The following is a 22,949-nucleotide window of genomic DNA, read 5'->3' on the forward strand; positions in this document are numbered from 1 at the left end:
GTGAACGCCATCGATACCGCCATCCGCACCGCGGCCACCAACATCACGCTTGCAGGCGTCACCAAGGCCTATGACACAAAGGCCGTCGTTATTCCGCCGCTCGATGTCGAGCTTCGCGCCGGCGAATTCACCGTCGTTCTCGGCCCGTCAGGCTGCGGGAAATCCACGCTGCTGCAGATGATTGCGGGGCTCGAAGCCGTCAGCGGCGGCAAGATCCTGTTCGGCAATCGCGAGGTACAGGGCCTGGAGCCGAAGCAGCGCGGCTGCGCCATGGTTTTTCAGAATTATGCGCTCTATCCGCATATGACCGTGTTCCAGAACATGGCCTATAGCCTGAGGGTCGCCGGCCTGCCGAAAGCCGAGCGTCAGGAGCGGGTCGGCGCTGTCGCCGAAATGCTCGGACTTGCCGCCTATCTCGATCGCAAGCCGGGGCAGCTCTCGGGCGGGCAGCGCCAGCGCGTGGCGATCGGCCGGGCGATCGTGCGCGAGCCCGGCGTGCTTCTCTTCGACGAGCCGCTTTCCAACCTCGATGCACAGCTGCGCCACGACATGCGCGTCGAACTTGCCGATTTGCATCGGCGCATCGGTGCGACTACGGTCTTCGTTACCCATGACCAGGTGGAGGCCATGACGCTTGCCGACCGGATCCTCATCCTCAACAAGGGCAGCGTCGAGCAGTTCGATACGCCGAAGGCGATCTATCATCGCCCGGCCTCGGTCTTCGTCGCAAAGTTCATCGGCGCGCCGCCCATGAATATCCTGCCGGTGACATCAGACGGCTCTGTGCTGCGCCTGGCGGACGGGCAGGCGGTTACGGGATACCACAAATCCGGCTCGTTCCAGCTGGGCATCCGCCCCGAGGATATCGCCGTTGAGACAAACGGCGCGATCAAGGGCCGGCTCAGGCATTTCGAAGATCTCGGCTCGCATGCGGTGCTTGCGGCCGATCTTGCCGGCACTTCCATCCGTATCGCCACACCCTTCGGCGCCGATATCAATCCCGCCACAGAGCTTTCCTTCTCCTTCCCACGATCCCGGTTGCACCTGTTTGACAGTGAGACAGGTCGCACCATTGCGGATGCATTCGCCGACCATTGAAAGACCTCTTCATGAACTACACTGACTATGTGCGGGACCCGGGCAGGGACTGCGCAATCGTGGCGCATCGCGGCATATGGCGCGATGCTCCCGAAAACAGCCTTGTTGCCATCGAAGCGGCGATCCACGCCGGCTGCGATGTCGTCGAGGTCGACGTGCGCCGCAGTGCGGATGGCGGCCTCTTCCTGCTGCATGACAAGACGCTGCAACGCATGGCCGGCATCGATGAGGCACCGGAGGCGATTACATCCGCGCGCCTTGCCAGCCTCGCACTGAAGAATCGCGATGGCGGCGAACAGAACGAGATGACCAGTGAAAAACTGCCGAGCCTGCGGCATCTCTTCGAGCTCACGCGAGATCGCATCTTCCTGCATCTCGACGTGAAGGACCGGGCCATCATCCCTGAAGTCATCGCCTGCGCCCGCGATATGGGCGTTGAGGCCCAAGTGGATTTTTGGGGCAATCTCCGCTCGGCAGAAGACCTTGCCTGGATACGCGAGACGGTCAGCCCGCACGGCGTGCTGTTCATGGCCAAGTCACGGATCGGCGCTACGCATGCTGAAGCCGAGCTGGATCTGCTGTTCCAGCTTTCACCTGATGTCTGTGAAGTTTGCTTCGACCACATCGAGGATATCGCCGCTCTCCACGCCCGCGCCCGCCAGACGGGCATGGCGCTCTGGGCAAACACGCTCGATTCCGTGGCCTTTGCCGGCTTCACCGATACGGCGGCCATGCAGGATCCCGGCGCCATCTGGGGCCGGCTTATCGAAGCCGGCATCTCGCTGATCCAGACCGATGAACCGGTCGCACTGAAATCATATCTCGCCAGCCGCCGTGGCTGACACATAAGGACGTAAACATGAGCTACAAAGACTTCATCGCCGAGCCGAATCGCAGCTGCGCCATCGTCGCCCATCGCGGCGCCTGGCATGGCGCGCCGGAAAACAGCCTGGCCTCCATCGAAAAGGCCATCGCTGTCGGCGCCGATATCGTCGAGATCGATGTGCGCAAGAGCGCCGATGGCGAGCTTTTCCTGATGCATGACGACACGCTCCTGCGCATGGCCGGCATCGACCGCGACGCCGAGACCTTCACCATGGCCGAACTGCAGGCGATCACGCTGCGCGAAGACAATGGCGGTGAGCACCGCGCCACCACCGACCAGCGCATTCCGACGCTGAAGCAGGTTTTTGAAACCATTCGCGGGCGCATCTTTGCCGATCTCGACCTGAAGGATCGCGGTCTGTTTTCGGAAGTGGCGGTCTGCGCCCGCGAGATGGGCGTGGCCTCCTCCGTCGACCTGAAGACAACAGTCATGACCCGCGAAGATCTCGCATGGGTACGAGCCCAGCACATCGAGGGCGTGCCCTTCATGGCGATGGCGCATTTCACCGCCGCCGGTATCCATGAGACGCTTTCGCTGCTCTCGGAAATCCGGCCCTTCATGTGCGAGCTGCGCTTCGATCAGCTCAACACGATCGCAAACAACCAGCAGCTCTTCCGGGATGCCAATATGGCGATCTGGTTCAACACGCTGGATATGGCCGCAAGCGGCGAATGGATCGACACGAGGGCGCTCACCGAGCCCGACGCCATCTGGGGCCGCCTCATGGATGCCGGCATCAGCACTATCCAGACCGACGAGCCGGCCGCGCTGCGGGCCTATATCGAGGCGCGGAAAGCGGCGCAAAATCCCGTAGCAACCCGCGTCGCCGGTTGATCCTCTGCCGATCTGCGGGCCACCCGCCGACGCGTGGTGGCCCGCATCTTCCGCATTCGGGCCGCCCGACACAGTGAGTCTAGGAGTCCGTCCTGAAATTCAGATCTGCTGGTGACGTATCCTTTCGGCGCGATCGTCCGTCTTGGTTATTGTTGGCGGTCGTCCTCGACATCGCCCCCTAACAAATTGGAGCGTGACAATGGATAGCAAGCAGAGCTTGGCAAACAAGATATACTACGAAACGAACGCAGAGGCTTGGCGCAGCGGTCGAGAATTGCCGCCGGAGGCCTCCGAGTGGTCCGTTCTGACGGCGGAACCGGGCGGCGTCGATTACGTCGAGACGAACCTCGGAGACAAGACTGCGCTGTGGGTGCAGCCAAAACTGGCGGCCAGGGATCGGGTCATGCTTTATGTGCACGGCGGTGGATATGTCGGCGGATCGATCTGGACGCATCGCAAGATGGTCGGACACCTCGCCAAGGCGGTTGGCTGTTACGCTTTGATCGTCACTTACGACTACTCGTTTCAGAGCAAGTTCCCGCGGCAAATCGAGCAGGTCGTAACCGCGTTCGAATGGCTGGCCGAGCAGGGTATCGGGCCGGAGCACACTATCGGTGCAGGCGATTCCGCTGGCGCAGGCCTGATCATTGCAGCCGCGATGAAACTCCGTGATGCGGGACGTCCGCTGCCGGCCGCGCTCCTCAGCATCTCTGGCTGGCATGATCTGTCGGCAAGTGGCCTCTCTTACGACGCTAACCGCGAAAAGGACGCTTTCTTCCAGAAGGCGACCGTGGATATGCTGGCAGCACAAGTGCTCGGAGGGGCCGATGCTCGAAATCCATTCGCCAGCCCAATCTTTGCCGATCTCAACGGCCTGCCGCCGATCTGTCTGCAAGCGGGCGAAGACGAAACCCTGCTTGACGACAGCCGAGTACTCGCGGACCGTGCGAAGGCCGCGGGCGTCGAGGTGCGCTTAGAGGTATTTCCGGGGATGCTGCACTCGTTCCAGATGATGGCTGGCCGCGCTCCCGAAGCCGACGATGCGATAGAGCGGTTTGCACAGTGGGTTCGCCCCAAGCTCGGCCTGACCGGAGCCGCGGCAGCACGCGGTGAAAGTCACGAAGTCGCATGACTCGTATCTTCCTCAATGACGCTAGGATGTGACAGATGAAGGGCATGCGGGAGCGACCGGTCGGTTTATTTGACGTGCGATATCGAGCCTTCCTTGAGACGGTGTCAGACATTCGTGCCCAGTTGCATCGCTACTGCGCCCGCATGACCGGCTCACGGCTCGACGGTGAGGATCTCATGCAGGAAACGCTATTCGAGGCCTACATGAAGATCGAGACCCTCGATGAGGCCCGCAGGCTGAAACCCTGGTTGTTTCGCATCGCTCACAATCGCTGCATCGACTTTCTGAGGCGGCGCGATGCGCGCGAGCGCGCGGAGAGCGCCTATTCGGACGACATCGGCGTCGTCGCTGCGGAGCCGGCGACGACCGATGCACGTCGCGCCATCGAACGGCTGGTCGGCGGACTGCCGCCCAAGGAGCGCGCCTGCGTCCTGCTAAAGGATGTGTTCGACTATTCACTGGAGGAGACAGCAGAACTTGTGGATTCGACGGTTGGCGGCGTCAAAGCCGCGCTCTCCCGTGGACGGGCGAAGCTCGCCGGCTTGCCCGCTGAACCGACAGGCGAACCGAGCCGTCCGCTTGATCCCGACACCGCTCGGCTCCTGCAGCACTATGTTGACCTCTTCAACCGCCATGATTGGGATGGCGTGCGGGGTCTCACCAGCGCCGATGCCCGGTTGCGGGTCGCCGACTGCTTCGACGGTCTGCTCAGGAACTCTCCTTATTTCTTCGAATACGAGCGAAACCCGGAAACGTGGACCATGGAGTTGGGGGCGATCGACGGGGAGCCTGTCCTGCTCGTGCTCTTCCAGCGAGGAGGCCTGTGGCAGGTCGCGTGGCCGGTTCGCGTCCATGTCGCCGGCGGCATCATCGACCGCATCGAAGACTATTATGCCTGCCCGTGGGTCATTGGAAACGCCTCGGAGTCCGAATTAAAACTCATGACCGATTCAGTCGTCTTGCAAGGAGGATGACAGAGGCGGCGCGGAGGAAGTCTCGGCGGTGGCGATAGTGGTCTCGACGTCGTTGGCGAGGCGATGGTTTCGGGTGATCCAGGCGAAGAAGCACTCGACGAGCCGGCTGAAACCCGCGTCCGCGGGTTGATCCTCTGCCGGTAGGCCGGCCACCCACCAGAGAGCGCGGTGGCCTGTATCTGCCGTTACTTCACAGGCACGACGAGCGGCGAACCCTTCGTGACGATATAGGTTGCCAGTTCCGAGGCCTTGCCGTCGCCGACATTCCGCGCCGAATGGGCAACGCCTGTGGGGATGAACAACGACTGGCCGGCCTTCAGCGTTACCGGCTTCTGGCCGTCGAGTTGATATTCCAGCGCGCCTTGAATGACATAGGCGATTTCCTCGCCCGGATGATGGTGCTTGGGTGCAGAGGCGCCGGGTGCGAAATCGACACGAACCTGGACGGCCTCATGGCCGGGCACATCGATATCATTCTGGACGAGATCGGTGCGCTGGATGGGCTCTTCCGCATTGGCCTTGGTCAGCTGCATTGCGCCGGCAATGACGAGAGCGCCTGCTGCCATGATCATGATGGTCCTCATCTGTCTATCCTTCCGTCAGATGGTTGAAGCCCGCAATCGGGCGACGGGTTCATTTGAGCAGAGGGATGAATTGGAAATGTTTCAGCAGAGAGGGCTTTTTGTATCGCTGTGTATCTGCGAAGCGCTCTGTCAAGGCTTTGTCTGCACTGTTTCAAGATGCTCATCGAGCGTTATCCTGCCCCAACGGCGACGGGCGGGCATTTCAAAGCCGGTGTCGATGGTGACTTCGGTCATCTTCGCATAACAACGGGCGGCAGCCCATGAGAAGCCGAGCCCGAGATAGTATTCCTCAAATTTTTCGCGAGGGATCGTCTCGGCCGTGACGGGGCGGCCGAGACGCGATGAAAACGCCTTGGCGACATCGGCAAAGGAATGGCGCTCCGGACCTTCGATATGGTCTATCCCGATGTCGCCGATCGGGCTCTTGAGGCGCGCGGCGGCGGCTTCTCCGAGATCCCTTGGCGAAACCATGGGCATCTTCATGTCCTCGGGGAAGGGCGTCGCCAGACGTCCGGTCTCTTTCGCGGGCTGCAGAAGCATGTCGAGATTGGTGAAGTAATATGCGCCGCGGTTGATGGCGGCCGGAATACCGTTTGCCTTCACGAGGCGTTCGAATTCGTACAGCACCGAGAGATCGCCGATGCCGGCGCCATCAAGCGCTCCGTAGGTCGAGGCCACGACCAGCTTCTCGAGCCCGGATCCTTCGAGTGCCGCGGCAATGCTCCTGGCGGTCTTCAACTCCTGGGCGTTCGTGTCGCCTTTGATATCGGCCGGCGGGTTCAGCAGAAAGGCTCGGCGCCCTTTTTGCAGAATGGAACGAAGCTGCCCGGTGTCGGCCACATCGGCAATGACGGGCTCAACGCCGTCTTGCTTGATTGCGGCAGCCTTTTGCGCGCTGTGAACGACGGCAATGATTGTCTCGCCCGACACCCGCAATGCGTCGATGACGGCAGAGCCTATGTTTCCGGATGCGCCGAGCACGACATACATGGTGAAACCTCGCAGACGCTCACATGCATAACTGCGCATACCGGCCTGAGGTTCCGTCACTGATACCGCCGAGCAACACGGGTGAGGGCGCGCCGCGACAGCAATCATGAAATGTCGTAAAATCCGCAGCGGTTAGCTCCTACGAGGAGAGGGAGCTTGGGCAATCTTGGAGAAACGCCTTCGGGCGTCCCGTCGCTTTCCGCAGCCTCGGCTTGGCGATCCTTCTGATCGCCGTCCATGCGCTCGGCATGTTGTTTTCGCTGCGCCCGCACCGGGAGCTTTTTGCCAGCGTCAGCCATGCTGCCGAGGAAGAAAAACCCTCGCCGCTTGCTTTGAGCATCGGCGCGCTGGTCATCGTTACGCTGCTGGTCGCGCTGTTGAGTGAGATTTTTGCTGCCGCCAATGTGCAGGCGCTCGATGCGGCGGGCCGCGCCCGAACCGAGCAGGATGATCTCACCGATACCAGATCGTAAGGCGTCACGCGGGTTGCATCAACCGTTTTCGATGCGCGATCAAATACAATAGTGTTGACTTATTGATTAGTGTTGGCTATTTGATTTTCCATGATCGAAGCCGAAACCATAACCACTGTCATGCGTGCCCTTGCCGATCCCACGCGGCGGGCCGTGTTCGAGCGCATCGTCAATTCCAAAGAGATCACCGTGGTCGAGTTGACCCGCGGCAGCAATGTCACGCAGGGCGCCATCTCCCAGCATCTCAAGTCTCTGAAACAGGCCGGCCTCGTCAGCGAGCGCCCGGAGGGGCGCAATGTCTATTACCGCGCCGAGCCAAGCGGTCTGGAGCCGCTGGCCGATTGGATGGGCCATTACGGCACCTTCTGGCGTGAACGCTTCACCGATCTCAGAAAGCTCTTGAAGGAAATCGACCCATGAACCAAGCTATGAATCGCGAGAGGCACGCCTCCGACACGCAGGCCATCGTGGTCGATGAAGTCTTCCCGCATGCGCCTGATATCATCTGGAAGGCGCTGACCAGCGGTGCGCTGATCGGTCGCTGGCTGATGCCGCCTGATGGATTTGCGCCTGTGGCCGGCAGGTGTTTCACCTTTCAGACCAAACCGGCCGGCGAATGGGATGGCACCATCCATTGCGAGGTGCTCGAGGTCGTGCCGAACGAGCGGCTGTCCTATGCGTGGAAGGGCGGCCATGAGAGCAATGCTGACGGTTATGGCTCGAAACTGGAGACGGTCGTCACCTTCACCCTCGCCAGGACCGATACAGGCACACGCCTGCGCCTCGTCCATTCCGGCTTCGTGCTTCCGAAGAACGACACCGCCTATCGCAACATGGGCGAGGGGTGGAAGAAGGTCATCGAGCGGCTCGATGCTGTCGTCGCCGAAGAGGCGTCTACGCAGACACGGCATTGAATCAAGAGGAGAGCGAAATGACCAAGTCCTATACCGGTAGCTGCGCCTGTGGCGCGATCCGCTACGAGATATCAGGCGAACCGGCCGTCATGGTCGATTGCCAGTGCCGGCAATGTCAGCGCTCCAGCGGCACTGGACATCAATCGCATCTGACTTTCGTGGCAGTGGAGGTGAAAGTCGAGGGAGAGGCATCCTTGTGGCAGACGGTCGGCGAAGGAGGGACCGTCAAGCAGCGCGGCTTCTGCCCGACATGCGGTTCAGCCGTCTACATGACGTTCCCCGATATGCCCGAGGTCTTCATCGTCACGCCGGCAAGTCTCGACGACCCAAGCCGCTACCAGCCGCAACTGGTGTCCTGGACCGCAGCCGGCTTTGCTTGGGATCACCTCGACCCGGCCGTGCCGAAATTCGAGAGGATGCCGCCGGCGTGAAAGCGGACGTCCTGACTTCGCGTCGAGGATGCGCCGGTACAGGGATTGTTGCTCTCGGCTTCGCCTGACATAGTACTGCAAACACAGCAGGTGATGTCTTGCCTTTTGCCGTCTACATGGAGCTGGACCCGTACGGCGCCGCAGAGCTTCAGCCGATCGTCGAGCATGTGGAGCGTGTTTCGCCCAATGCCGTGACCCCAGGCCGTTTGAACATGGAGCCGCACATAACGCTCGCCGTCTATGACGGGCTGGACCCCGAGCCTATCGCAAAGGCGCTCGACCGCTTCAGCGCGGATATCAGCACTCCCAGCGTCAAACTTTCGAGCATCGGTCTTTTTCCCGGACCGGCCTCGGTTCTGTTCGCCGCGCCTGTCGTCTCCGCAGAATTGCTCGCCCTTCATCGGGACTTTCATGCCGCGGCCGCCTCGGCAGGGGTGGCGTGCTGGCCGCATTATCTGCCGGGAAACTGGGTGCCGCATATTACGCTCGGTGAGCAGCTGAGCCCCGAGGAGGCCGGAGCGGCAATCAGCGGTGCGATAGGCCTCTGGCAACCGGTGGCCGCAAGCCTGCACCGGATTTCACTCGTGCACTTCCATCCGGTCGAGCTGTTGTGGCACCGGCAGTTGCCGGGCTGAACCTTTCGGTGGCTTACGCACGCCAGAAGGGCCGGTGGCTCTGCTGGTAGGCGATTTCGCGTGTCATGCCGAAATCCCGGAGCGTTTCGTCGGGCAGGGTATCCAGTTCGCGAGCGAAGAGGCGGCGTTCGGTCCAGCGTTCGCGCCACAGGCGGAGTGTATCTGTCATGTGCATGATGAAGTTTCCCTTCTCTGTTGGCAAATCTCACCTATTGTGAACGGAGATTTAAGCAGAAATTTCCGCTTGTTTGCTTGAATGTCATGATTTTATGGTAGTCTCAGAGACTGCGAAAGCGCGTTATCTTGACGACATCCGTTAGTAAAACTCACATAAGAGTAAACCATGGCCCGCAATCTGCCACCACTCTCCTATCTCCGGGCCTTCGAAGCCACCGCGCGTCTCGGCTCGGTGACACGGGCAGCCGATGAGCTGGGGCGCACGCATGGAGCCATCTCCAAGCAGCTGCAGCTTCTGCAGGAGCAACTTGGGCTTCCGGTGTTCGAGAAGTCAGGCACGGGCCTTCGGCTGAATGAGGATGGCGCTGCCTTCTTCACCACGGTGTCGCGGGCCTTCGATCTTCTGGAGGAGCGCTATCAGGACCTGAAGGCGAGCCGGAACGAGGCGAGCGTGCACCTTTCCTGCAGCGCCACCTTCGCCATGGTCTGGCTGGTGCCGCGTCTGGCGGAATTCTACAGCCTCTATCCGAATTGCCGCGTGCAGCTGACCATGTCATCGAGCGCGCGTGACGGCGGCACGAACCGGGCGAGGGACGGGGTGGATATCATGCTGAGCTGGGATCGCCTGTCGCGGCCGCAGCTCAGGCGCGAGCATATCCCGCTCGCCTCCGTTTCCTTTGGCCTGGTATCCGCACCGGATTATCCATTCAGTGCCGATGGCGATGATTTCAGTTTCCCGACCCGTATTTCGCCCGACCATATGAGCGAACAATGGACAAACTGGCAGGCGGCGACCGGGCACGGCATCTCGGCGCAGTCGGAGCTTTATTTCCCGCATATGTATCTTTGTGTCAGCGCCGCCGTGACCGGGCTCGGCGTGGCGCTGGTGGAGCGGCGTTTTGCGCTGAACGAGCTGAAAAGCAGCAAGCTGGTAGAGCGGTCGGAATTCCTGACTTACGAAAATGGTTTCGTGGCTGTCATTCAGCCCGGCCGGGCGCTCTCGCCAGCCGCAAGCCATTTCCTCGACTGGCTGCGGAGCGCCTTCGTGCGGGAATAGGCCGGCGAAAGCTCGCTTCAGCGTAGAAGAAGCAGATCCGATGCAAGCCAGATGCAGAGGGCGGCTGCGAGCAGCCAGATGATCACGACCGCCACAAGGCCCGCACGGCTGACCGGGCGCTGCGCGCGCTCGGTGGCCATGCCCCTGAACTCCGACATCAGAGGCGCGGGAACGAGGCGGATGGCGATGAGGATGCCCAGCGGGACGATGATGAGATCATCGAGATAGCCAAGCACCGGCACGAAGTCCGGGATGAGATCGACTGGCGAAAGCGCATAGGCAGCAACCGCGCCGGCGACAATCTTGGCCAGCATAGGCGTGCGGCCGTCGCGCGCCGCAATCCAGAGCGCGACCACATCGCGTTTCACGCTCCGCGCCCATTGTTTCGCCGCCTTCAACCATTCGCCCATTGTTGCGCTGCCTCTCTGTTTGAGCATTCGGTCCGGATCGTTGCAGGCGTGGTTTATAATTTGATCTATTGAGTGAGAGCGGAGCCCAAATGTTTTCTGTGTGTTCTTTTTCATCGCTCAGTTACATTGCACTCATACGCGACGCCGATTTTCGCGAAAAGGGAGTTTGCATGAAGGCGGTTTTGTTTGGGTTTTTCTTGTTGGCCGCCGGGAATGCGTCTGCTTCCTGCGAGCTGGTTTCGGCTCCATGCTCCACTGACAGTTCAGGCAATACCTATATCAGAGAGCAGAATCTCGGCGGCGGCTACAATACTTATCGAAACGGAGATCTCTACTCCCAGACACATCAGCAGCTCAATGGCAGCTATCGGGAGACCTATTCGGGCGGCGGCTACCGGACGTATTACAGCGAGCCCAATCGCAGCGACCCTTATCGGACCAATCCGCAAGGCATGGTCGGCCACTGAGCGAGGCCTATCTTCCTGCAGCACACTGAGCAGTGGTGACAGCGACAGCACTATCGCTGCAGAGGCCGGCCAGAGCATTTCCGGCCTTCCTCGAATGCCGGAAATGCTCCAGCTCTTTGTTATCACGTAATTCCGGACACTAAACCGCTGCGCACTTTTGCTGGAATTGCGCTAGTGATGCTTGAAGTACTGCACCTCACGCTCGTGCTTCTCAGCCGCTTCCCGGGTCTTGAAAGTGCCCAGGTTCTTGCGTTTGTGCGTCTTCGCGTCGGGCTTGCGGGAATAGAGACGATATTCGCCTGACTTCAGTTTGCGGATCATCGGAACCTCCTGTGCTGAGGGGTAAATCCCCCTCAGCCTCATCCGGTTCCCGCTTGCGAGAACAATCTCTCTCAAAGTCACCGTGCAGCGACAATAGGCCTGAGCGCGTCGATCAACTCGGTGGGGCCTTTGCGGACATCGCGTGCATTCGGCTCGACGTCGATGAGGCCACCCCTGCTATGCACGTCGTAGAGCTCGGTCAGAAGATCGGCAGCGCTGGCGCTCATCACCCGGCCCAGGCTTTCCCGCCATTGCGAGCGGGGCAGGGCTTGAGCAGTAATCGTGCGGCCCAGCAACTGGCTCAGCGCTGCAGCCACGTCGCTCGCGCTATAGCGGCGCGGGCCTTCTGCGTGAACGATCTGCTCGCGCGTTTCGATGTCGGGTCGAAGCAGGAGAGCTGCGGCAATCCGGCCGACATCCTGCGCCGAGACGTTGGGGATCGGCTTTTCGACCGGGTCATGAAAGCTCGGCAGAATGCCGGTTGCGATCGCTGCCGGCGCAACGCGACCCCAGCCTTCCATATGCTCGGCCGACCGCAGGAATATCCGGCGCATATCCAGTTGGCGAAGGCGCTGTTCGAATATGTGGAACATGCTCGGCATGGCGAAACCCTCGCCGAGATGGGCGCCATAGTCGGAAATGGCAAGCACGAGGGCGGGGCGCGCCTCTTCCAATGCCTCGGCAATGCTTTCCATCGAGCGGCGCATATCGCCTTTTATGTCTTCGGCCCGCGGGTCGGCCGGCAGGATGACCTGAACGCTGTCCGCACCTGATATCGCTCCGGCAAGCGCCTTGGCGTCCTGCAGATCGGCAAATGCGACATCGCAGCCGATGGCGGTCAGGCGGTCAGCCTTTGCCGGATCGCGCAGGATAGCGCGCACGGGCACACCTGCCTCGCGCAGTGCCTTGGCGGTCGAATAGCCGATTTTTCCGGCGGCTCCGAGGATTGCAATCATGTGTTTCTCCTTGCTGATGACGCGCAAGGACTAAAGGGCGAGCCCGAAGGCGTCGCACAAATTCAGGCCGGTCTTTGCAGTTTCGGGCGGAATTCGCCGACTTCGCGCAGGATCTCGCCGGGTGTCTGGCCCGTGAGCCGGCGCATGGTCGTTGCCATATGGCTCTGATGGGCAAAGCCCGCGGCAAGCGCGATCTCGCTTGCGGCCATATCCGTCGTCGTCATCAGGGCGCGGGCATATTCGACGCGCCGGCGGATGACATATTGGTGCACGGAAACGCCGGTGCTCTTGCGAAACAGGCTCTTCAGCCGTGTGATGCTGACACCGGCAACGACCGCAAGGTCGGCCAGATGCAGCTTCCGGTCCAGATGGGTCTCGATGAATTCCGTCAGCATCCGCAATTGCCGGGCCGAGAGTTTCGGTTCGCCGTTGATCTCGGGCCGCGGCGCGGCGGCGCTCGACGTCTCGATCAGCCGGATGGCGAGCGCGTTGGCAAGAAGATCGATGTAGAGCGGGTCGGAGGGCGTATCGGCTTCCAGATCCGCCTTGATCGCCCGGCAGATCGCCTCGATGCCGGCGTCACGCAGCTGAAATCGCGGCTGCAATTCGATCTTGCCGGCATCCCGTCCGAGATCTTCCGCGACCTGTTCCAGCCGCGAGGGATCGAGACTCACGCGCAGGATCCGGCAATCGGCATCATCCTCCCAGGACCCGTCGAGGCCGGCCGGGATGACATCGATATCGCCGGGCTTCTGCACGCGGCGCATGCGCCGGCCACCGCAGTGGCAATCGGCATTGACGGGCGGGCCGAAGTGGATGCCCAGACGATGCATGTCACCACCCGGAACACGAGAGATGCCGCGCGGAATATGCAGAAAGTCGGCCGCGAGCCCACTCCACGCCCGTCCGGCGCTGGTCAGCAGGATCTGCGGTGAGGTCTGCAGGGATGAAGCTGTCATGATCTGTCTTTGCTTTTAGCTTGGGGCTTTCGGCTTAAGGCCGGATGCTACGTCTCAATCGCCGCCTTGCCAACCGGCCATGCCTGAAAGCTCAGATGATCGCCTCGATGAGAAATGGTCCGCGGCGCCTGAGCGCGCTTTCGAAGAGATCGGCAAATTGCTCGCAGCTATGCGCACCCGCGGCATCGACGCCCATGCCCTTGGCGACCAACACCCAATCCCAGGCCGGGTGATCGAGGTTCATCATCCGCCGCGCGTTCTCGCCGATGCCGTCGACGCCGACATTGCGCATCTCGGCATGCAGAACGGCATAGGCGCGGTTGGCGAAGATGATCGTGATCACGTCGAGATTTTCCCGCGCCTGCGTCCACAGGCCCTGCACCGTATACATGCCGCTGCCATCCGCCTGCAGATTGATGACCTTGCGGTCGGGGCAGGCGACCGCCGCACCCGTCGCAAGCGGGATACCGCAGCCGATCGAGCCGCCGGTGTTCATCAGGTAGTCGTGTGGCGCCGAGCCGGCCGAAAGTTCGAAGAAGCGGCGGGCCGAGGTGACCCCCTCGTCGCAGATAATGGCATTGTCGGGAAGTCTTGCCGCCACCATCACTGCGATCGCATCCTCGGTCAGATGCCCGAACGGAACGATATCGTCGGAAAGGCCTGATGATCGCGACGGAGGTAGTGACTGCCTGACGCCGAGTTCGTCCCTGAGTGCTTCCAGCGCGCCTTTCAGATCTTCGCCATGCCTTGCAAGGGTCAGAACCTTGCAGCCTTTGCGCACCAGCCGTCCAGGCTTGCCCGGATAGGCAAAGAAGGCGACAGGCTCTGGCGCGCCTGCCAATATCAGCACATCAATATCGGCCAGCAGATCAAGGGCGGCGTCGATCGGATAGGGGATGCGGGTCAGAGCGACACGGCCGCGGCCGCGCTCGACCCTCGGCAATTGCATTTCACTGAAGAGACGCACATCCTTGGCGGCCGCAATTGCACCCGCAATCTCCAGGCAGTCGGCACGGGCAGCCGCACCGCTGACGAGGATTCCGGCCTCGCCGGGCGTATCTCTGATAGCGGAGGCAACCTCGCGCACGACGTCCATGTTCACGGCCGATGGCACCGGCCGGGACAGCCTGACCGGCTGATCCGTTTCGACATGGCCCCAGGCAGCGTCTGCCGGCAGGATCAGCGTTGCCACGCCAGGAGGTGACAATGAGGCACGGAAGGCAGCCTCCGTCGCGTCTGCCACATCCTCGGGGCCGCTGATGCGACGCACCCAGTTTGACATCGGCGCGGCGAGGCTTTCGATATCAGATGTCAGCGGCGCATCAAGGGCAAGATGATAGGAGGCGTGATCGCCAACGATGTTGATGACGGGAACCCTTGCCCGGCGCGCATTGTGAAGATTGGCAAGGCCGTTCGCCAGCCCCGGTCCGGTGTGGAGCAAGGTCGCTGCCGGTCGGTCGGTCATGCGCGCATAACCATCGGCCGCTCCAGTGACAACGCCCTCGGAGAGGCCGAGAACGCAGCGCATCTCGGGCTTGCGGTCGAGCGCCGCCACAAAATGCATTTCCGATGTGCCGGGATTGGCAAAGCACACCCTGACATCGTTTGCCAGCAGCGTATCACACAGGCTGTCTGCACCATTCATGGCCGTTTCCTCCTGTTTACAACAGCCTTGCACGGGAAGAATATAAGAACAACCTTGAATATTGCATCCGGCCGGCGTGAGCTTTTGTGATGGGGCTTCAAGCCGCCTTTATAATCATCGCGGCCGCGGCAGCCATTGGGGAAGTTGGCGATGAGCATGCTGTTCAGGAACGAGTTGCATGAGGATTTCGGCAGCTGGCCGATCGCCTATATTCCCTATGGCGGGGCGGATTTCGGCGAGATCCGGGCCGTCGCGGAAGCTGTCGGCGACGGCGATCACGGTGCTTTCTACGAGGCGTGGGTTTCGGCTGGCGACCGGCTGAAAGGCGAAGCCGAAGCTGCGCTTTCGGCGGGGCATAAGGTCAGCGCGCGCGAGCTTTATTTGCGGGCAAGCGTCTTCTACTCCGCCTCCTATCATCCGCTCTACGGCGCGCCTGTCGACCCGCGTCTGCTTACCGCCTTCCGCAAGCAGACAGATGCGCTGGAGATGGGGCTAGGGCTCTCGGCACCGACGATCGAGCGGCTTTCCATTCCGCTCGATGAGACGCCGATGCCTGGATATTTCATTCCGGCGCAGGGTCTCGAGCATGAGATGCGGCCGCTCATCATCTTCAACAACGGCTATGACTGCACCATCACGGACACCTATTTCGCCTGCGCGGTCGCAGCCTCGCGGCGCGGCTATCACAGCCTGCTCTTCGACGGCCCCGGCCAGGGCTCCATGCTCTATGAGCACAATATTCCGCTGCGGCCGGACTGGGACGTGATCATCAGGGCGGTGGTGGATTTTGCGGTCAACTATCCGCTCGTCGATCCCGATCGGATCGCGCTCAGCGGCTGGAGCCTCGGCGGGCTTCTGGCGCCGCGCGGGGCGGCGGACGAGCCGCGCATTGCCGCGCTGATTGCCGATCCCGGCACCTGGAGCATTGCCGATGGCTTTCGCAGGGTCATCATCCAAAAATTCGGCGTGCCTGCGGAAGCGGTGGCTGATCTCGGTGCTCTCGACCAGAAACTGATCGATACGATGGATGCCTTCATCCGTAGCAATCCAGTGCTGAACTGGAAGGTGGTGCAGCGGGGTTTCTGGGTGCATGGGGTGGATAGTCTGAGCGCCTTCCTCGCCTCGGCCGAGCTCTTCACCATGCGGGGACATGCGGAACGCATTCAATGCGCCACATTGATCACACAGGCGGAGAATGACGGGCTCGCCGCCGATGCCGGCTTTTTCTTCGATACGTTGCGCTGCCCCAAGACGCTGATGCGGTTCACTGCCGCAGAGGGCGCGGATGGCCATTGCGAGATGAAGAACCGGTCACTGCTCAACAGGCGGGTTCTGGACTGGCTCGACGCGCAATTCGGGCCGGGCAGCAGCTAGATGGTCCAGAAGTCTGCGGGCATGGACGGGCAGTTCCGCCCCTTGCGCCGTGCAGACGACCAGTTGCCGTGTCGCCCAATCATCCGACAAGCGGATGATGGCAATCCCGGACGATCGTTTTTGGCGGCGGACCGCCGTATCAGGCACGATGCCGATACCGACGCCAGCACCGGCCAGCCGGCAGATGGCCTCGAAATCGCGCAGCCGCACGCGGATCTTCAGCCGAATGCCGATGCGGCTGGCCTGCGCATCGATATGATCCTGCAGGGCGCCGCCGGCGAGGCCTATGAAATGCTCATCGACGAGATCGGCGAAGCGGATGCTGCTCTCCAGGGCCAGGGGATGGCTGTTGCTTGCAACGACGACGAGCCGATCGGTCGCGAAAGGTCGCGCCGTCAGCCCGGCCATGTCAGCCGCGGCAGAGAGGATACCGATCTCGGCATGGCCAGCCGCCACGCTTCGGGCAATCTCGACGCTCTGCCGTTCTTTCAATCGCAGATCTACCTGCGGGTTGGTGGCCATCCAGTCCGCCAGCTTTTCAGGCAGGTGTTCCGATATGGCGGCCGTGTTGGCGAGGATGCTGATCGTCGAGCGCAAGCCCCGCGCATATTCGCCGAGCTCGCCATGCATCTGCCTGATCTGGCCGAGGATCACGCGGGCATGGTGAGCCAGCGCTTCTCCGGCCTCTGTCGGAGAGACGCCACGCCGGCCGCGTTCCAGCAGGGTGACTTCGCCGAGCGCCTCCATGTCGCGCAGGCGTTCGCTCGCAGCGGCCAGCGAAAGCCCCACGTCTGCCGCCCCATGGGTGATGCTGCCGGCATCGACGACGGCCAGGAACAGGCGAAGGTCGGTGAGATCAAAACGCATTTCGCCACGATAGGCCATTTCGTGCCTTCGGGCCAGCCGAAGGCAGGCTCGGGAACTTCCGCATTGTGCCGATATCGGAAGCTGCTAGCGATGCGTCATGTCCGATCTTTCCATCATTTTCCTTTCAGCCGTCACCGCCACCTTCTTTGCCGCCGGCATCGTCAAGGGTGTCACCGGCATGGGACTTCCGACTGTCGCCATGGGCGTATTGGGGATTTTGACCTCACCGCTGACCGCAGCAAGCCTTCTCATCGCGCCGTCCTTCGTCACCAATATCTGGCAGTTGTTCGCTGGTCCGGGTTTCGGTCCGCTTCTGCGGCGGTTCTGGCCGATGATGACAGCCATTATTGCGGGAACGATGCTTGGTTCGTCATGGCTTGCGGGCAGCGATACCAGCTTCACGACGAGGGGGCTCGGCGCAACGCTTGTGCTCTACGCGGCCAATGCGCTGTTTGCGCGTCAGCTCCGGGTGCCGGAGGCGATGGAGCCATGGCTTTCGCCTGTCATCGGTGCGGCGACGGGACTGGTGACGGGCAGCACAGGCGTCTTTGTCATTCCGGCCGTGCCCTATCTGCAGGCGCTGGGGCTTGCGAAGGATGATCTCGTGCAGGCGCTCGGCCTGTCCTTCACGGTTTCCACCATTGCGCTTGCAGCGTCCCTCGGCATACGCGGCGCCTTCGACGGCGGCAATCTTGCGCTTTCGGTGCTTGCGATCTTGCCTGCGCTCGCGGGCATGTGGGCGGGGCAGGTGCTGCGCGGTCGGATCGCACCGGCAACCTTCCGCCGCTGGTTTCTCATCTGCCTCCTGCTGCTCGGCGCGGAAATGTGCCTCGGGCCGCATTGAGACTTCACTAGGGCTCCACACCCGTTACATTGCCGTCGGCGTCGGTCGTGAACGTGCCCTTGCTCTGGTCGAGCATGGTCAGAACGTTGCCGAAGGGATCGCGCACGACAGCCGCCATGCCGATCGGAAGTTCGAACGGCTCGCAGACCCGCTCTCCGCCGGCCGCCTCGAAACGCGCGAGGGCAGGGGCAAGCTCGGGCACCAGAAGATCCACCTCCGGGCCGGTTTTGGTGTGCAGCACGAGTTCGGCGTCCGTATCCGCCATGGCAAGGCCTGCGGCATCGGGCGTGCGCCAGAGCAGTTTGTGGCCGAGGGTGTGGGAATAAAAGGCCAGGCCTTCGTCCAAGTCGGAGACTCTGAGGATGACGCAGTCGATTTTCTGGAACACGAGTATCTCCTGGCCGTTACGGCACGTCCCGCTGTGCCCCTGGAAATAGAGGGTGGCGGGTGGCGGGCAACGTGAAAAGTTATCACGAACAAGGAGCCTTGGGAGATAGGTGAAGGCATTGTGCCCCGGCACACCATCTCCACGCGATGCATCCACCGCCTTCTTTTGGCCCCGCTCGCTCATCACTAAACTGGCCCCACGCGATGCGCGATTCCTTTCCGTTCAACGAGGGTTTGAGAATGATCAAGACAATGACGATTGCGGCAACCGCCATGCTGGTTTCGGCTCACTATGCCGGCGCCTCCAGCGATGCTGCGTGGAATGCGCTCTTCGCCAAGGTGAACGGCACCTGCATCGGCCAGTCGGGCATGGATACACCAGAGGCGACCGCTCCTGTTGTCTTCGACGATGCGACAGGCAAGGTCGCCGTGCTGCTGCGCGGCTCGATGGGTAAGGGCAAGAGCAAGGTCAAGAACGTCAACCTGATCTGCCTCTACGACAAGAAGACCGGCAAGGCGTCGATCGAGGAATATCGCTGGCTCGGCCGCTAACAGGGCACCAGACCCGTGACCATCATGTGCAAGCATGATGGTCCGTTCGTCTGGCCCCGGCCGGACAATCGTTGCTCGATTCACTCGTGCATCTCACGGATTGGGCGAATTCCCGGCAAAACGAGATCGATGAAGCCCGCGCGATACGACGAGCGGTAGCGGCGGCTCCGCGCGCTGCAGCAGCATCTACCCGGCCAGCCGGATGGCGATTGTGCCCGCCAGCAGGACAAGCAGCACGCCTGCGGTCATCACGCTCACCAGAAAGTGCCGATAGATCTTCCGGCTTCGGGTGCGGCCGGCCATGATTTCGCGTTCACGCGCCAGATAAGTTACGCCGCTGCGGCCGAACATGGGTTTCTTCCTTGATGTCATCGACAGGGTTGCAGGGAGATTTTGCCGAAAAGCCCATATGAAATCGATATTGCTGCGGGGCAGGGAATATAAGAGCTGCGTAAACGCTGGAGCGCCCTTGCGGGCACCAGCTGCGCCCGAATTCTCGAACTAGGCCCGGTAGCGATCGATCGCGGTGCCGAAGACGAGGGCGACGATATCCATCATGCCATCAGGGTTTGCGGGGCGCCGGTCCGGATCGAAGGCGACGCCGATGATGGCTTGCTGGCCGGAGGCCGTCGCAACCGGCCAGAAGTCGAAGCGGGATTCGTCATAGGGATAGACGCCGCCGGTGACGGCGAGGCGAGAGTTCCATGCCGATTTTGCCGCCTCGACCTCGATCGCCGAAAGCTTTTCTGCGCCTTGCACCTCCGGCTCACCATCCGCCCGACCCGGGAAGACGACGACGGCCGGCGAGTGGAAGAAGCCGGTGACGGCAGCAAGCGTCAACTTCGTGGATTCCTCCATCGAGCGGCTTGCCACCATCTTTCCCGCATAGGTCTTCAGCGCGGCCTGCATGCGGCGGGTACGCTCCAGATCGATGCCCTTGCGATGTCCCCAGGCGGTGATGGCGCTGATGATGCAGGCGATGACGAAGAGCAGGACGATCGCCCAGATATTGGCCGTATCGGCCACGGCAAGCGAAAAACGCGGCTCGGTGAAGAAGAAATTATAGGCGAGCGCACCGAGTACAGCGGAAAACAGCGACGGCCCGAGGCCGAATAAGACGCTGCCGATGACGACGGGAATGACATAGATGAGCGACAGGTTCGGAATGGCTTCGTAACGGTCGAAGCCCGCGGCAACGGCCGTCGCCATCGCCGTCATGACGAGGCAGATAACATAACGGGCGACCGGCGGCACTTCCGAGAAGTCCAGGCCCTCTTCGATATTGTAGTCGGCGATCGCCGCTTCGGTGTGCGGCGCAGTGAAATTCTTCCCAGGGGACATGATCGAATCCTCCTGGAAAGAAATTGGATTGCCTCGCATTTGAATTCCATGCGGAAAGAGGCGGAATTTTATAAGGGCCGTATAAAGGCCGATGCGGGATGAGCGATCGTCGTGGTCTTTATACGAAGCTTATGCCGCTGCCTGTCTCCTCCAATCGAAAACATATGCCCGAACCGATAACTTTGCATGGATGCGGACGGATCTTCGCCCGCTCGGACAAGTGTGAAAGGAAATGGCGATGTACGGTCGTTGGTGGGCTTATTACATGCAGGCGCGCATGCGCCATGTGGCTCCGTCTCATCCGTCCTTGAACGCGCAGCAACGCAGGACCGAGGTGATGTTCGATCACACGGACGATCTCTGGATATTCCTGAGGCTCGCCTTGGTTCTCGCCGTCTTCTTTGCCGGCCTTGCCTGCATCCTCTGGGTCGCGGGCTGACGGCACGATGAAGTCAATCGAGCTGGACGATATATCGAAGGCGACGGTCGGGCGCTTCATCTGGAAGTGTTATATTGCTTTGGCCATCGCCCTCCTTGTGCGGTCGAACACGCTGGAAACAGTATCCAAGTGCCTGCTCCTTTACGCCGCCCTGATGATCATCGTCGCGTCCTTCACACGGCAGCGCTACTACGCCGGCAGCTTCAACCACTGGAGCGAAGCGCTCTGGCTTGCCTTTGTCGCGGCCGGCCTGCATCTGCTGCAGTGAGCCACTGTCCGCCGTCACAGGCTGACGGCGGCTTCCACTGATACCGTCAGGCCTTGAGCTCAGGTGCGCCCTTCATTCACCTGCCGGCGCGATCCGAAATAAGGCCGGCGCTCCGTCTCGGTGGCCCGCAGTGAATGGCGCAGCCGCAGCAGATCCTTGCGCGCGACGAGGCCGCGCAACTCTCCGTTTTCTGCATCGACGATCGGAATGCGGCCGGCATCGGTCGCCAGCATCAGATCGGCGACATAACCGACCGTATCGTCGGGATGGGCTGTTGGCAGTGAGCTGTCGGAGACGAGATCGCCGAGCGTCTGGTCGGCAAGCGTGCCATCCTGCTGCCAGCGGAGCGCATCGCCGCGCGAGACCAGGCCTTTCACGATGCCTTTGCCATCGACGACAGGATAGACGCGGTGGGTCTTCGGCGTCGCCACGAAGAAATGGGTCACGTCAACGACCGTCATATCCGCCGGGAAAGTATCGACCTCCTTGATCATGATGTCGCGGGCGCGGGAGAACTCGAAGGGATCGATGCCGTATTCGCGGGTGATGTGCTGGCCGCGGCGGGCGATCTTCTCCGTCAGGATCGAGCGGCGCAGCAGCAGGACCGTGACGGCATAGGCCGCAACGGTCGCCGCCAGCAGCGGCAGCAGCGCCGAGACGTCGCCTGTCAGTTCTACGGCGAAGAAGGTGCCCGTCAGCGGCGCGCGCATCGTGCCGCCCATCATGGCGGCCATGCCGAGCAGGGCCCAGAAGCCGGGATCGCCGGGAAGGAAGAGGCCGAGCAGCCAGCCGAGTGCGCCGCCGAAGATGAGCAGCGGCGCCAGCACACCGCCCGAAGTGCCCGATGACAGGGCAACCAGCCAGATCGCGGCTTTCACCAAGAGGATCGTCAGCACAGATGCCGGCAGGATGCTGCCGTTCAGCAGGCCGTCGATGATATCGTAGCCGACGCCAAGCACCCGCGGCTCGATCAGGCCGCCGAGGCCGATGACGACGCCACCGAGCGCCGGGCACCACATCCAGTGGATCGGCAGCGCCTCGAACAGATCCTCGATCTTGTAGAGCAGCGTCGTCAGGATGCCGGATTGCAGTCCGGCGATGATACCGACAGCGGCGCAGAGCAGGATGCCCCACCACGGCAGGTCCATGTGGAACTGTTTCGGGAAGAGCGGCCCGGCCTGAAACAGGAAGGGGCGCCAGCAGATCGACACGCAGGCCGCGACCGCGACCGGGATAAAGCTGCGCGGCTTCCATTCGAACAGCAGCAGTTCGACAGCGAGCATGATGGCGGCGATCGGCGAGCCGAAGATTGCCGTCATGCCGGCGGCGGCACCGGCGACCAGCAGCGTCTTGCGCTCGGCCGAACTCAGATGAAAGCATTGGGCAAAGAGCGAGCCGATCGCGCCGCCTGTCATGATGATCGGGCCCTCCGCGCCGAAGGGGCCACCGGTGCCGATCGAGATCGCCGAGGAGAGCGGCTTCAGGATCGCCACTTTCGGCGACATGCGGCTGCCGCCGATCAGTATAGCCTCGATCGCCTCGGGAATGCCGTGGCCGCGGATCTTTTCGGAGCCGAAGCGGGCCATCAGCCCGATGACGAGGCCGCCAATGACGGGAATGATAACCATCCAGACGGAGCGTGGCGCCTGCGCCATCGAGACGGCCGCAATGCTGAAGCGGTGAAACCAGACGAGGTTTGTCACCAGCGAGATGAGACTGACCAGAACCCAGGCGGCAAAAGCGCCGCCGGTGCCGACGATCAGCGCCATGCCGACGAGGGCCAAGACACGTTTGTCCGTGGTGAAATCCCCGGCCTCGCGCCGGGAGAGGCCACCCATGAAATCATGGGGACGATGTGGGGTTTTCTGGGGAGGCATTGCAGGTCCTGTTGACGGCTTCGTTCTTGCGGCAAATATATCGTAGAACGATATAAA

Annotated in this window: 29 protein-coding genes and 1 pseudogene; 17 read left to right on the forward strand and 13 right to left on the reverse strand. The window is 61.7% G+C overall.

Translation table 11 applies throughout. The features are described 5' to 3' along the window. From AB4Z13_RS02890 to AB4Z13_RS02910, 5 genes are all read left to right on the forward strand, one after another. A complete protein-coding gene (locus AB4Z13_RS02890) occupies positions 1-1,098 on the forward strand; it encodes an ABC transporter ATP-binding protein (protein WP_439015175.1) in 1,098 nt (365 codons plus the stop codon). 11 nt (positions 1,099-1,109) lie between these two features. Next, positions 1,110-1,940, forward strand: coding sequence for a glycerophosphodiester phosphodiesterase family protein (locus AB4Z13_RS02895; RefSeq protein ID WP_442205766.1), 831 nt, complete (start codon positions 1,110-1,112; stop codon positions 1,938-1,940). 17 nt (positions 1,941-1,957) lie between these two features. Next, on the forward strand, positions 1,958-2,818 hold the full coding sequence (locus AB4Z13_RS02900) for a glycerophosphodiester phosphodiesterase family protein (protein WP_442205767.1): 861 nt from the start codon (positions 1,958-1,960) through the stop codon (positions 2,816-2,818). A gap of 199 nt (positions 2,819-3,017) precedes the next feature. After that, entirely contained in the window at positions 3,018-3,950 is a 933-nt protein-coding gene (locus AB4Z13_RS02905; protein ID WP_442205768.1) for an alpha/beta hydrolase fold domain-containing protein, read from the forward strand. 35 nt (positions 3,951-3,985) lie between these two features. Beyond that, the gene (locus AB4Z13_RS02910) at positions 3,986-4,924 is read left to right on the forward strand and encodes an RNA polymerase sigma factor (protein ID WP_442205769.1); all 939 of its coding nucleotides are present in this window, start codon (positions 3,986-3,988) and stop codon (positions 4,922-4,924) included. 185 nt (positions 4,925-5,109) lie between these two features. Here the strand turns inward: AB4Z13_RS02910 and AB4Z13_RS02915 are convergent, their stop codons facing one another. After that, positions 5,110-5,508 carry a cupin domain-containing protein gene (locus tag AB4Z13_RS02915; RefSeq protein WP_442205770.1) on the reverse strand — a complete coding sequence of 133 codons (399 nt, stop codon included), beginning with the start codon at positions 5,506-5,508 and terminating at the stop codon, positions 5,110-5,112. A gap of 129 nt (positions 5,509-5,637) precedes the next feature. Beyond that, positions 5,638-6,537, reverse strand: a complete 900-nt coding sequence (locus AB4Z13_RS02920) for an NmrA family NAD(P)-binding protein (protein ID WP_442205771.1) — start codon at positions 6,535-6,537, stop codon at positions 5,638-5,640. A gap of 164 nt (positions 6,538-6,701) precedes the next feature. Between AB4Z13_RS02920 and AB4Z13_RS02925 the strand changes: the two are divergent. The 5 genes and pseudogenes from AB4Z13_RS02925 to AB4Z13_RS02945 all read left to right on the forward strand — a co-directional run. Next, positions 6,702-6,926 (forward strand): annotated as a pseudogene (locus AB4Z13_RS02925) (calcium/proton exchanger); the annotation flags it as partial. Between the two features lie 135 nt (positions 6,927-7,061). Next, positions 7,062-7,391, forward strand: a complete 330-nt coding sequence (locus AB4Z13_RS02930) for an ArsR/SmtB family transcription factor (protein ID WP_442205772.1) — start codon at positions 7,062-7,064, stop codon at positions 7,389-7,391. Continuing rightward, entirely contained in the window at positions 7,388-7,885 is a 498-nt protein-coding gene (locus AB4Z13_RS02935; RefSeq protein WP_442205773.1) for an SRPBCC family protein, read from the forward strand. Before AB4Z13_RS02930 ends, AB4Z13_RS02935 begins: the two co-directional genes overlap by 4 nt. Before the next feature lie 17 nt (positions 7,886-7,902). After that, the gene (locus AB4Z13_RS02940) at positions 7,903-8,316 is read left to right on the forward strand and encodes a GFA family protein (protein ID WP_113325169.1); all 414 of its coding nucleotides are present in this window, start codon (positions 7,903-7,905) and stop codon (positions 8,314-8,316) included. A 98-nt stretch (positions 8,317-8,414) separates the two neighbouring features. Beyond that, the gene (locus AB4Z13_RS02945) at positions 8,415-8,951 is read left to right on the forward strand and encodes a 2'-5' RNA ligase family protein (RefSeq protein ID WP_439015165.1); all 537 of its coding nucleotides are present in this window, start codon (positions 8,415-8,417) and stop codon (positions 8,949-8,951) included. Between the two features lie 13 nt (positions 8,952-8,964). On the opposite strand, the gene AB4Z13_RS02950 is transcribed toward AB4Z13_RS02945, so the two are convergent. After that, positions 8,965-9,126, reverse strand: coding sequence for a DUF1127 domain-containing protein (locus tag AB4Z13_RS02950; RefSeq protein WP_081928581.1), 162 nt, complete (start codon positions 9,124-9,126; stop codon positions 8,965-8,967). Between the two features lie 168 nt (positions 9,127-9,294). On the opposite strand from AB4Z13_RS02950, the gene AB4Z13_RS02955 reads away from it, so the two are divergent. Beyond that, entirely contained in the window at positions 9,295-10,185 is an 891-nt protein-coding gene (locus tag AB4Z13_RS02955) for a LysR substrate-binding domain-containing protein (protein ID WP_442205774.1), read from the forward strand. A 17-nt stretch (positions 10,186-10,202) separates the two neighbouring features. Here the strand turns inward: AB4Z13_RS02955 and AB4Z13_RS02960 are convergent, their stop codons facing one another. Next, on the reverse strand, positions 10,203-10,595 hold the full coding sequence (locus tag AB4Z13_RS02960) for a YkvA family protein (protein ID WP_439017217.1): 393 nt from the start codon (positions 10,593-10,595) through the stop codon (positions 10,203-10,205). A 170-nt stretch (positions 10,596-10,765) separates the two neighbouring features. Between AB4Z13_RS02960 and AB4Z13_RS02965 the strand changes: the two genes are divergently transcribed. Beyond that, positions 10,766-11,062 carry a hypothetical protein gene (locus tag AB4Z13_RS02965; RefSeq protein ID WP_439015163.1) on the forward strand — a complete coding sequence of 99 codons (297 nt, stop codon included), beginning with the start codon at positions 10,766-10,768 and terminating at the stop codon, positions 11,060-11,062. 171 nt (positions 11,063-11,233) lie between these two features. Here AB4Z13_RS02965 and AB4Z13_RS02970 read toward each other — a convergent pair whose 3' ends face one another. The 4 genes from AB4Z13_RS02970 to AB4Z13_RS02985 all read right to left on the reverse strand — a co-directional run bounded on the left by AB4Z13_RS02970 (position 11,234) and on the right by AB4Z13_RS02985 (position 14,943). After that, complete coding sequence (locus AB4Z13_RS02970; protein WP_113308362.1) at positions 11,234-11,383, reverse strand: hypothetical protein; 150 nt, start codon at positions 11,381-11,383, stop codon at positions 11,234-11,236. Positions 11,384-11,460: 77 nt separating this feature from the next. Then, positions 11,461-12,339, reverse strand: a complete 879-nt coding sequence (locus AB4Z13_RS02975; RefSeq protein ID WP_439015162.1) for an NmrA family NAD(P)-binding protein — start codon at positions 12,337-12,339, stop codon at positions 11,461-11,463. A 62-nt stretch (positions 12,340-12,401) separates the two neighbouring features. Continuing rightward, positions 12,402-13,298 carry a helix-turn-helix domain-containing protein gene (locus AB4Z13_RS02980; protein ID WP_310387722.1) on the reverse strand — a complete coding sequence of 299 codons (897 nt, stop codon included), beginning with the start codon at positions 13,296-13,298 and terminating at the stop codon, positions 12,402-12,404. 91 nt (positions 13,299-13,389) lie between these two features. After that, positions 13,390-14,943, reverse strand: coding sequence for an acetolactate synthase large subunit (locus AB4Z13_RS02985; protein WP_439015161.1), 1,554 nt, complete (start codon positions 14,941-14,943; stop codon positions 13,390-13,392). A 150-nt stretch (positions 14,944-15,093) separates the two neighbouring features. On the opposite strand from AB4Z13_RS02985, the gene AB4Z13_RS02990 reads away from it, so the two are divergent. Then, positions 15,094-16,317 carry an alpha/beta hydrolase family protein gene (locus tag AB4Z13_RS02990; RefSeq protein ID WP_442205775.1) on the forward strand — a complete coding sequence of 408 codons (1,224 nt, stop codon included), beginning with the start codon at positions 15,094-15,096 and terminating at the stop codon, positions 16,315-16,317. On the opposite strand, the gene AB4Z13_RS02995 is transcribed toward AB4Z13_RS02990, so the two are convergent. Continuing rightward, positions 16,255-17,184 carry a LysR family transcriptional regulator gene (locus tag AB4Z13_RS02995; protein WP_442205915.1) on the reverse strand — a complete coding sequence of 310 codons (930 nt, stop codon included), beginning with the start codon at positions 17,182-17,184 and terminating at the stop codon, positions 16,255-16,257. The two genes, AB4Z13_RS02990 and AB4Z13_RS02995, sit on opposite strands and share 63 nt — an antisense overlap. Before the next feature lie 97 nt (positions 17,185-17,281). Between AB4Z13_RS02995 and AB4Z13_RS03000 the strand changes: the two genes are divergently transcribed. Then, entirely contained in the window at positions 17,282-18,028 is a 747-nt protein-coding gene (locus AB4Z13_RS03000) for a sulfite exporter TauE/SafE family protein (RefSeq protein WP_442205776.1), read from the forward strand. 7 nt (positions 18,029-18,035) lie between these two features. Here AB4Z13_RS03000 and AB4Z13_RS03005 read toward each other — a convergent pair whose 3' ends face one another. Then, positions 18,036-18,416, reverse strand: a complete 381-nt coding sequence (locus tag AB4Z13_RS03005) for a VOC family protein (RefSeq protein ID WP_162736866.1) — start codon at positions 18,414-18,416, stop codon at positions 18,036-18,038. Between the two features lie 239 nt (positions 18,417-18,655). On the opposite strand from AB4Z13_RS03005, the gene AB4Z13_RS03010 reads away from it, so the two are divergent. Then, on the forward strand, positions 18,656-18,967 hold the full coding sequence (locus AB4Z13_RS03010) for a hypothetical protein (protein WP_192733019.1): 312 nt from the start codon (positions 18,656-18,658) through the stop codon (positions 18,965-18,967). A gap of 186 nt (positions 18,968-19,153) precedes the next feature. Here AB4Z13_RS03010 and AB4Z13_RS03015 read toward each other — a convergent pair whose 3' ends face one another. Both AB4Z13_RS03015 and AB4Z13_RS03020 read right to left on the reverse strand, forming a co-directional pair. Beyond that, complete coding sequence (locus tag AB4Z13_RS03015) at positions 19,154-19,318, reverse strand: hypothetical protein (RefSeq protein ID WP_442205777.1); 165 nt, start codon at positions 19,316-19,318, stop codon at positions 19,154-19,156. Between the two features lie 150 nt (positions 19,319-19,468). Then, complete coding sequence (locus tag AB4Z13_RS03020) at positions 19,469-20,308, reverse strand: DUF4118 domain-containing protein (protein WP_442205778.1); 840 nt, start codon at positions 20,306-20,308, stop codon at positions 19,469-19,471. A gap of 238 nt (positions 20,309-20,546) precedes the next feature. Between AB4Z13_RS03020 and AB4Z13_RS03025 the strand changes: the two genes are divergently transcribed. Beyond that, positions 20,547-20,747, forward strand: a complete 201-nt coding sequence (locus tag AB4Z13_RS03025) for a hypothetical protein (protein WP_113323482.1) — start codon at positions 20,547-20,549, stop codon at positions 20,745-20,747. Positions 20,748-20,754: 7 nt separating this feature from the next. Next, the gene (locus tag AB4Z13_RS03030; RefSeq protein ID WP_113323481.1) at positions 20,755-21,015 is read left to right on the forward strand and encodes a hypothetical protein; all 261 of its coding nucleotides are present in this window, start codon (positions 20,755-20,757) and stop codon (positions 21,013-21,015) included. 59 nt (positions 21,016-21,074) lie between these two features. On the opposite strand, the gene AB4Z13_RS03035 is transcribed toward AB4Z13_RS03030, so the two are convergent. After that, positions 21,075-22,892, reverse strand: a complete 1,818-nt coding sequence (locus AB4Z13_RS03035; RefSeq protein WP_442205779.1) for a chloride channel protein — start codon at positions 22,890-22,892, stop codon at positions 21,075-21,077. Positions 22,893-22,949: the final 57 nt, after the last annotated feature.

Source organism: Rhizobium sp. YAF28, from assembly GCF_052113285.1.
Taxonomy (GTDB): Bacteria; Pseudomonadota; Alphaproteobacteria; order Rhizobiales; family Rhizobiaceae; genus Rhizobium.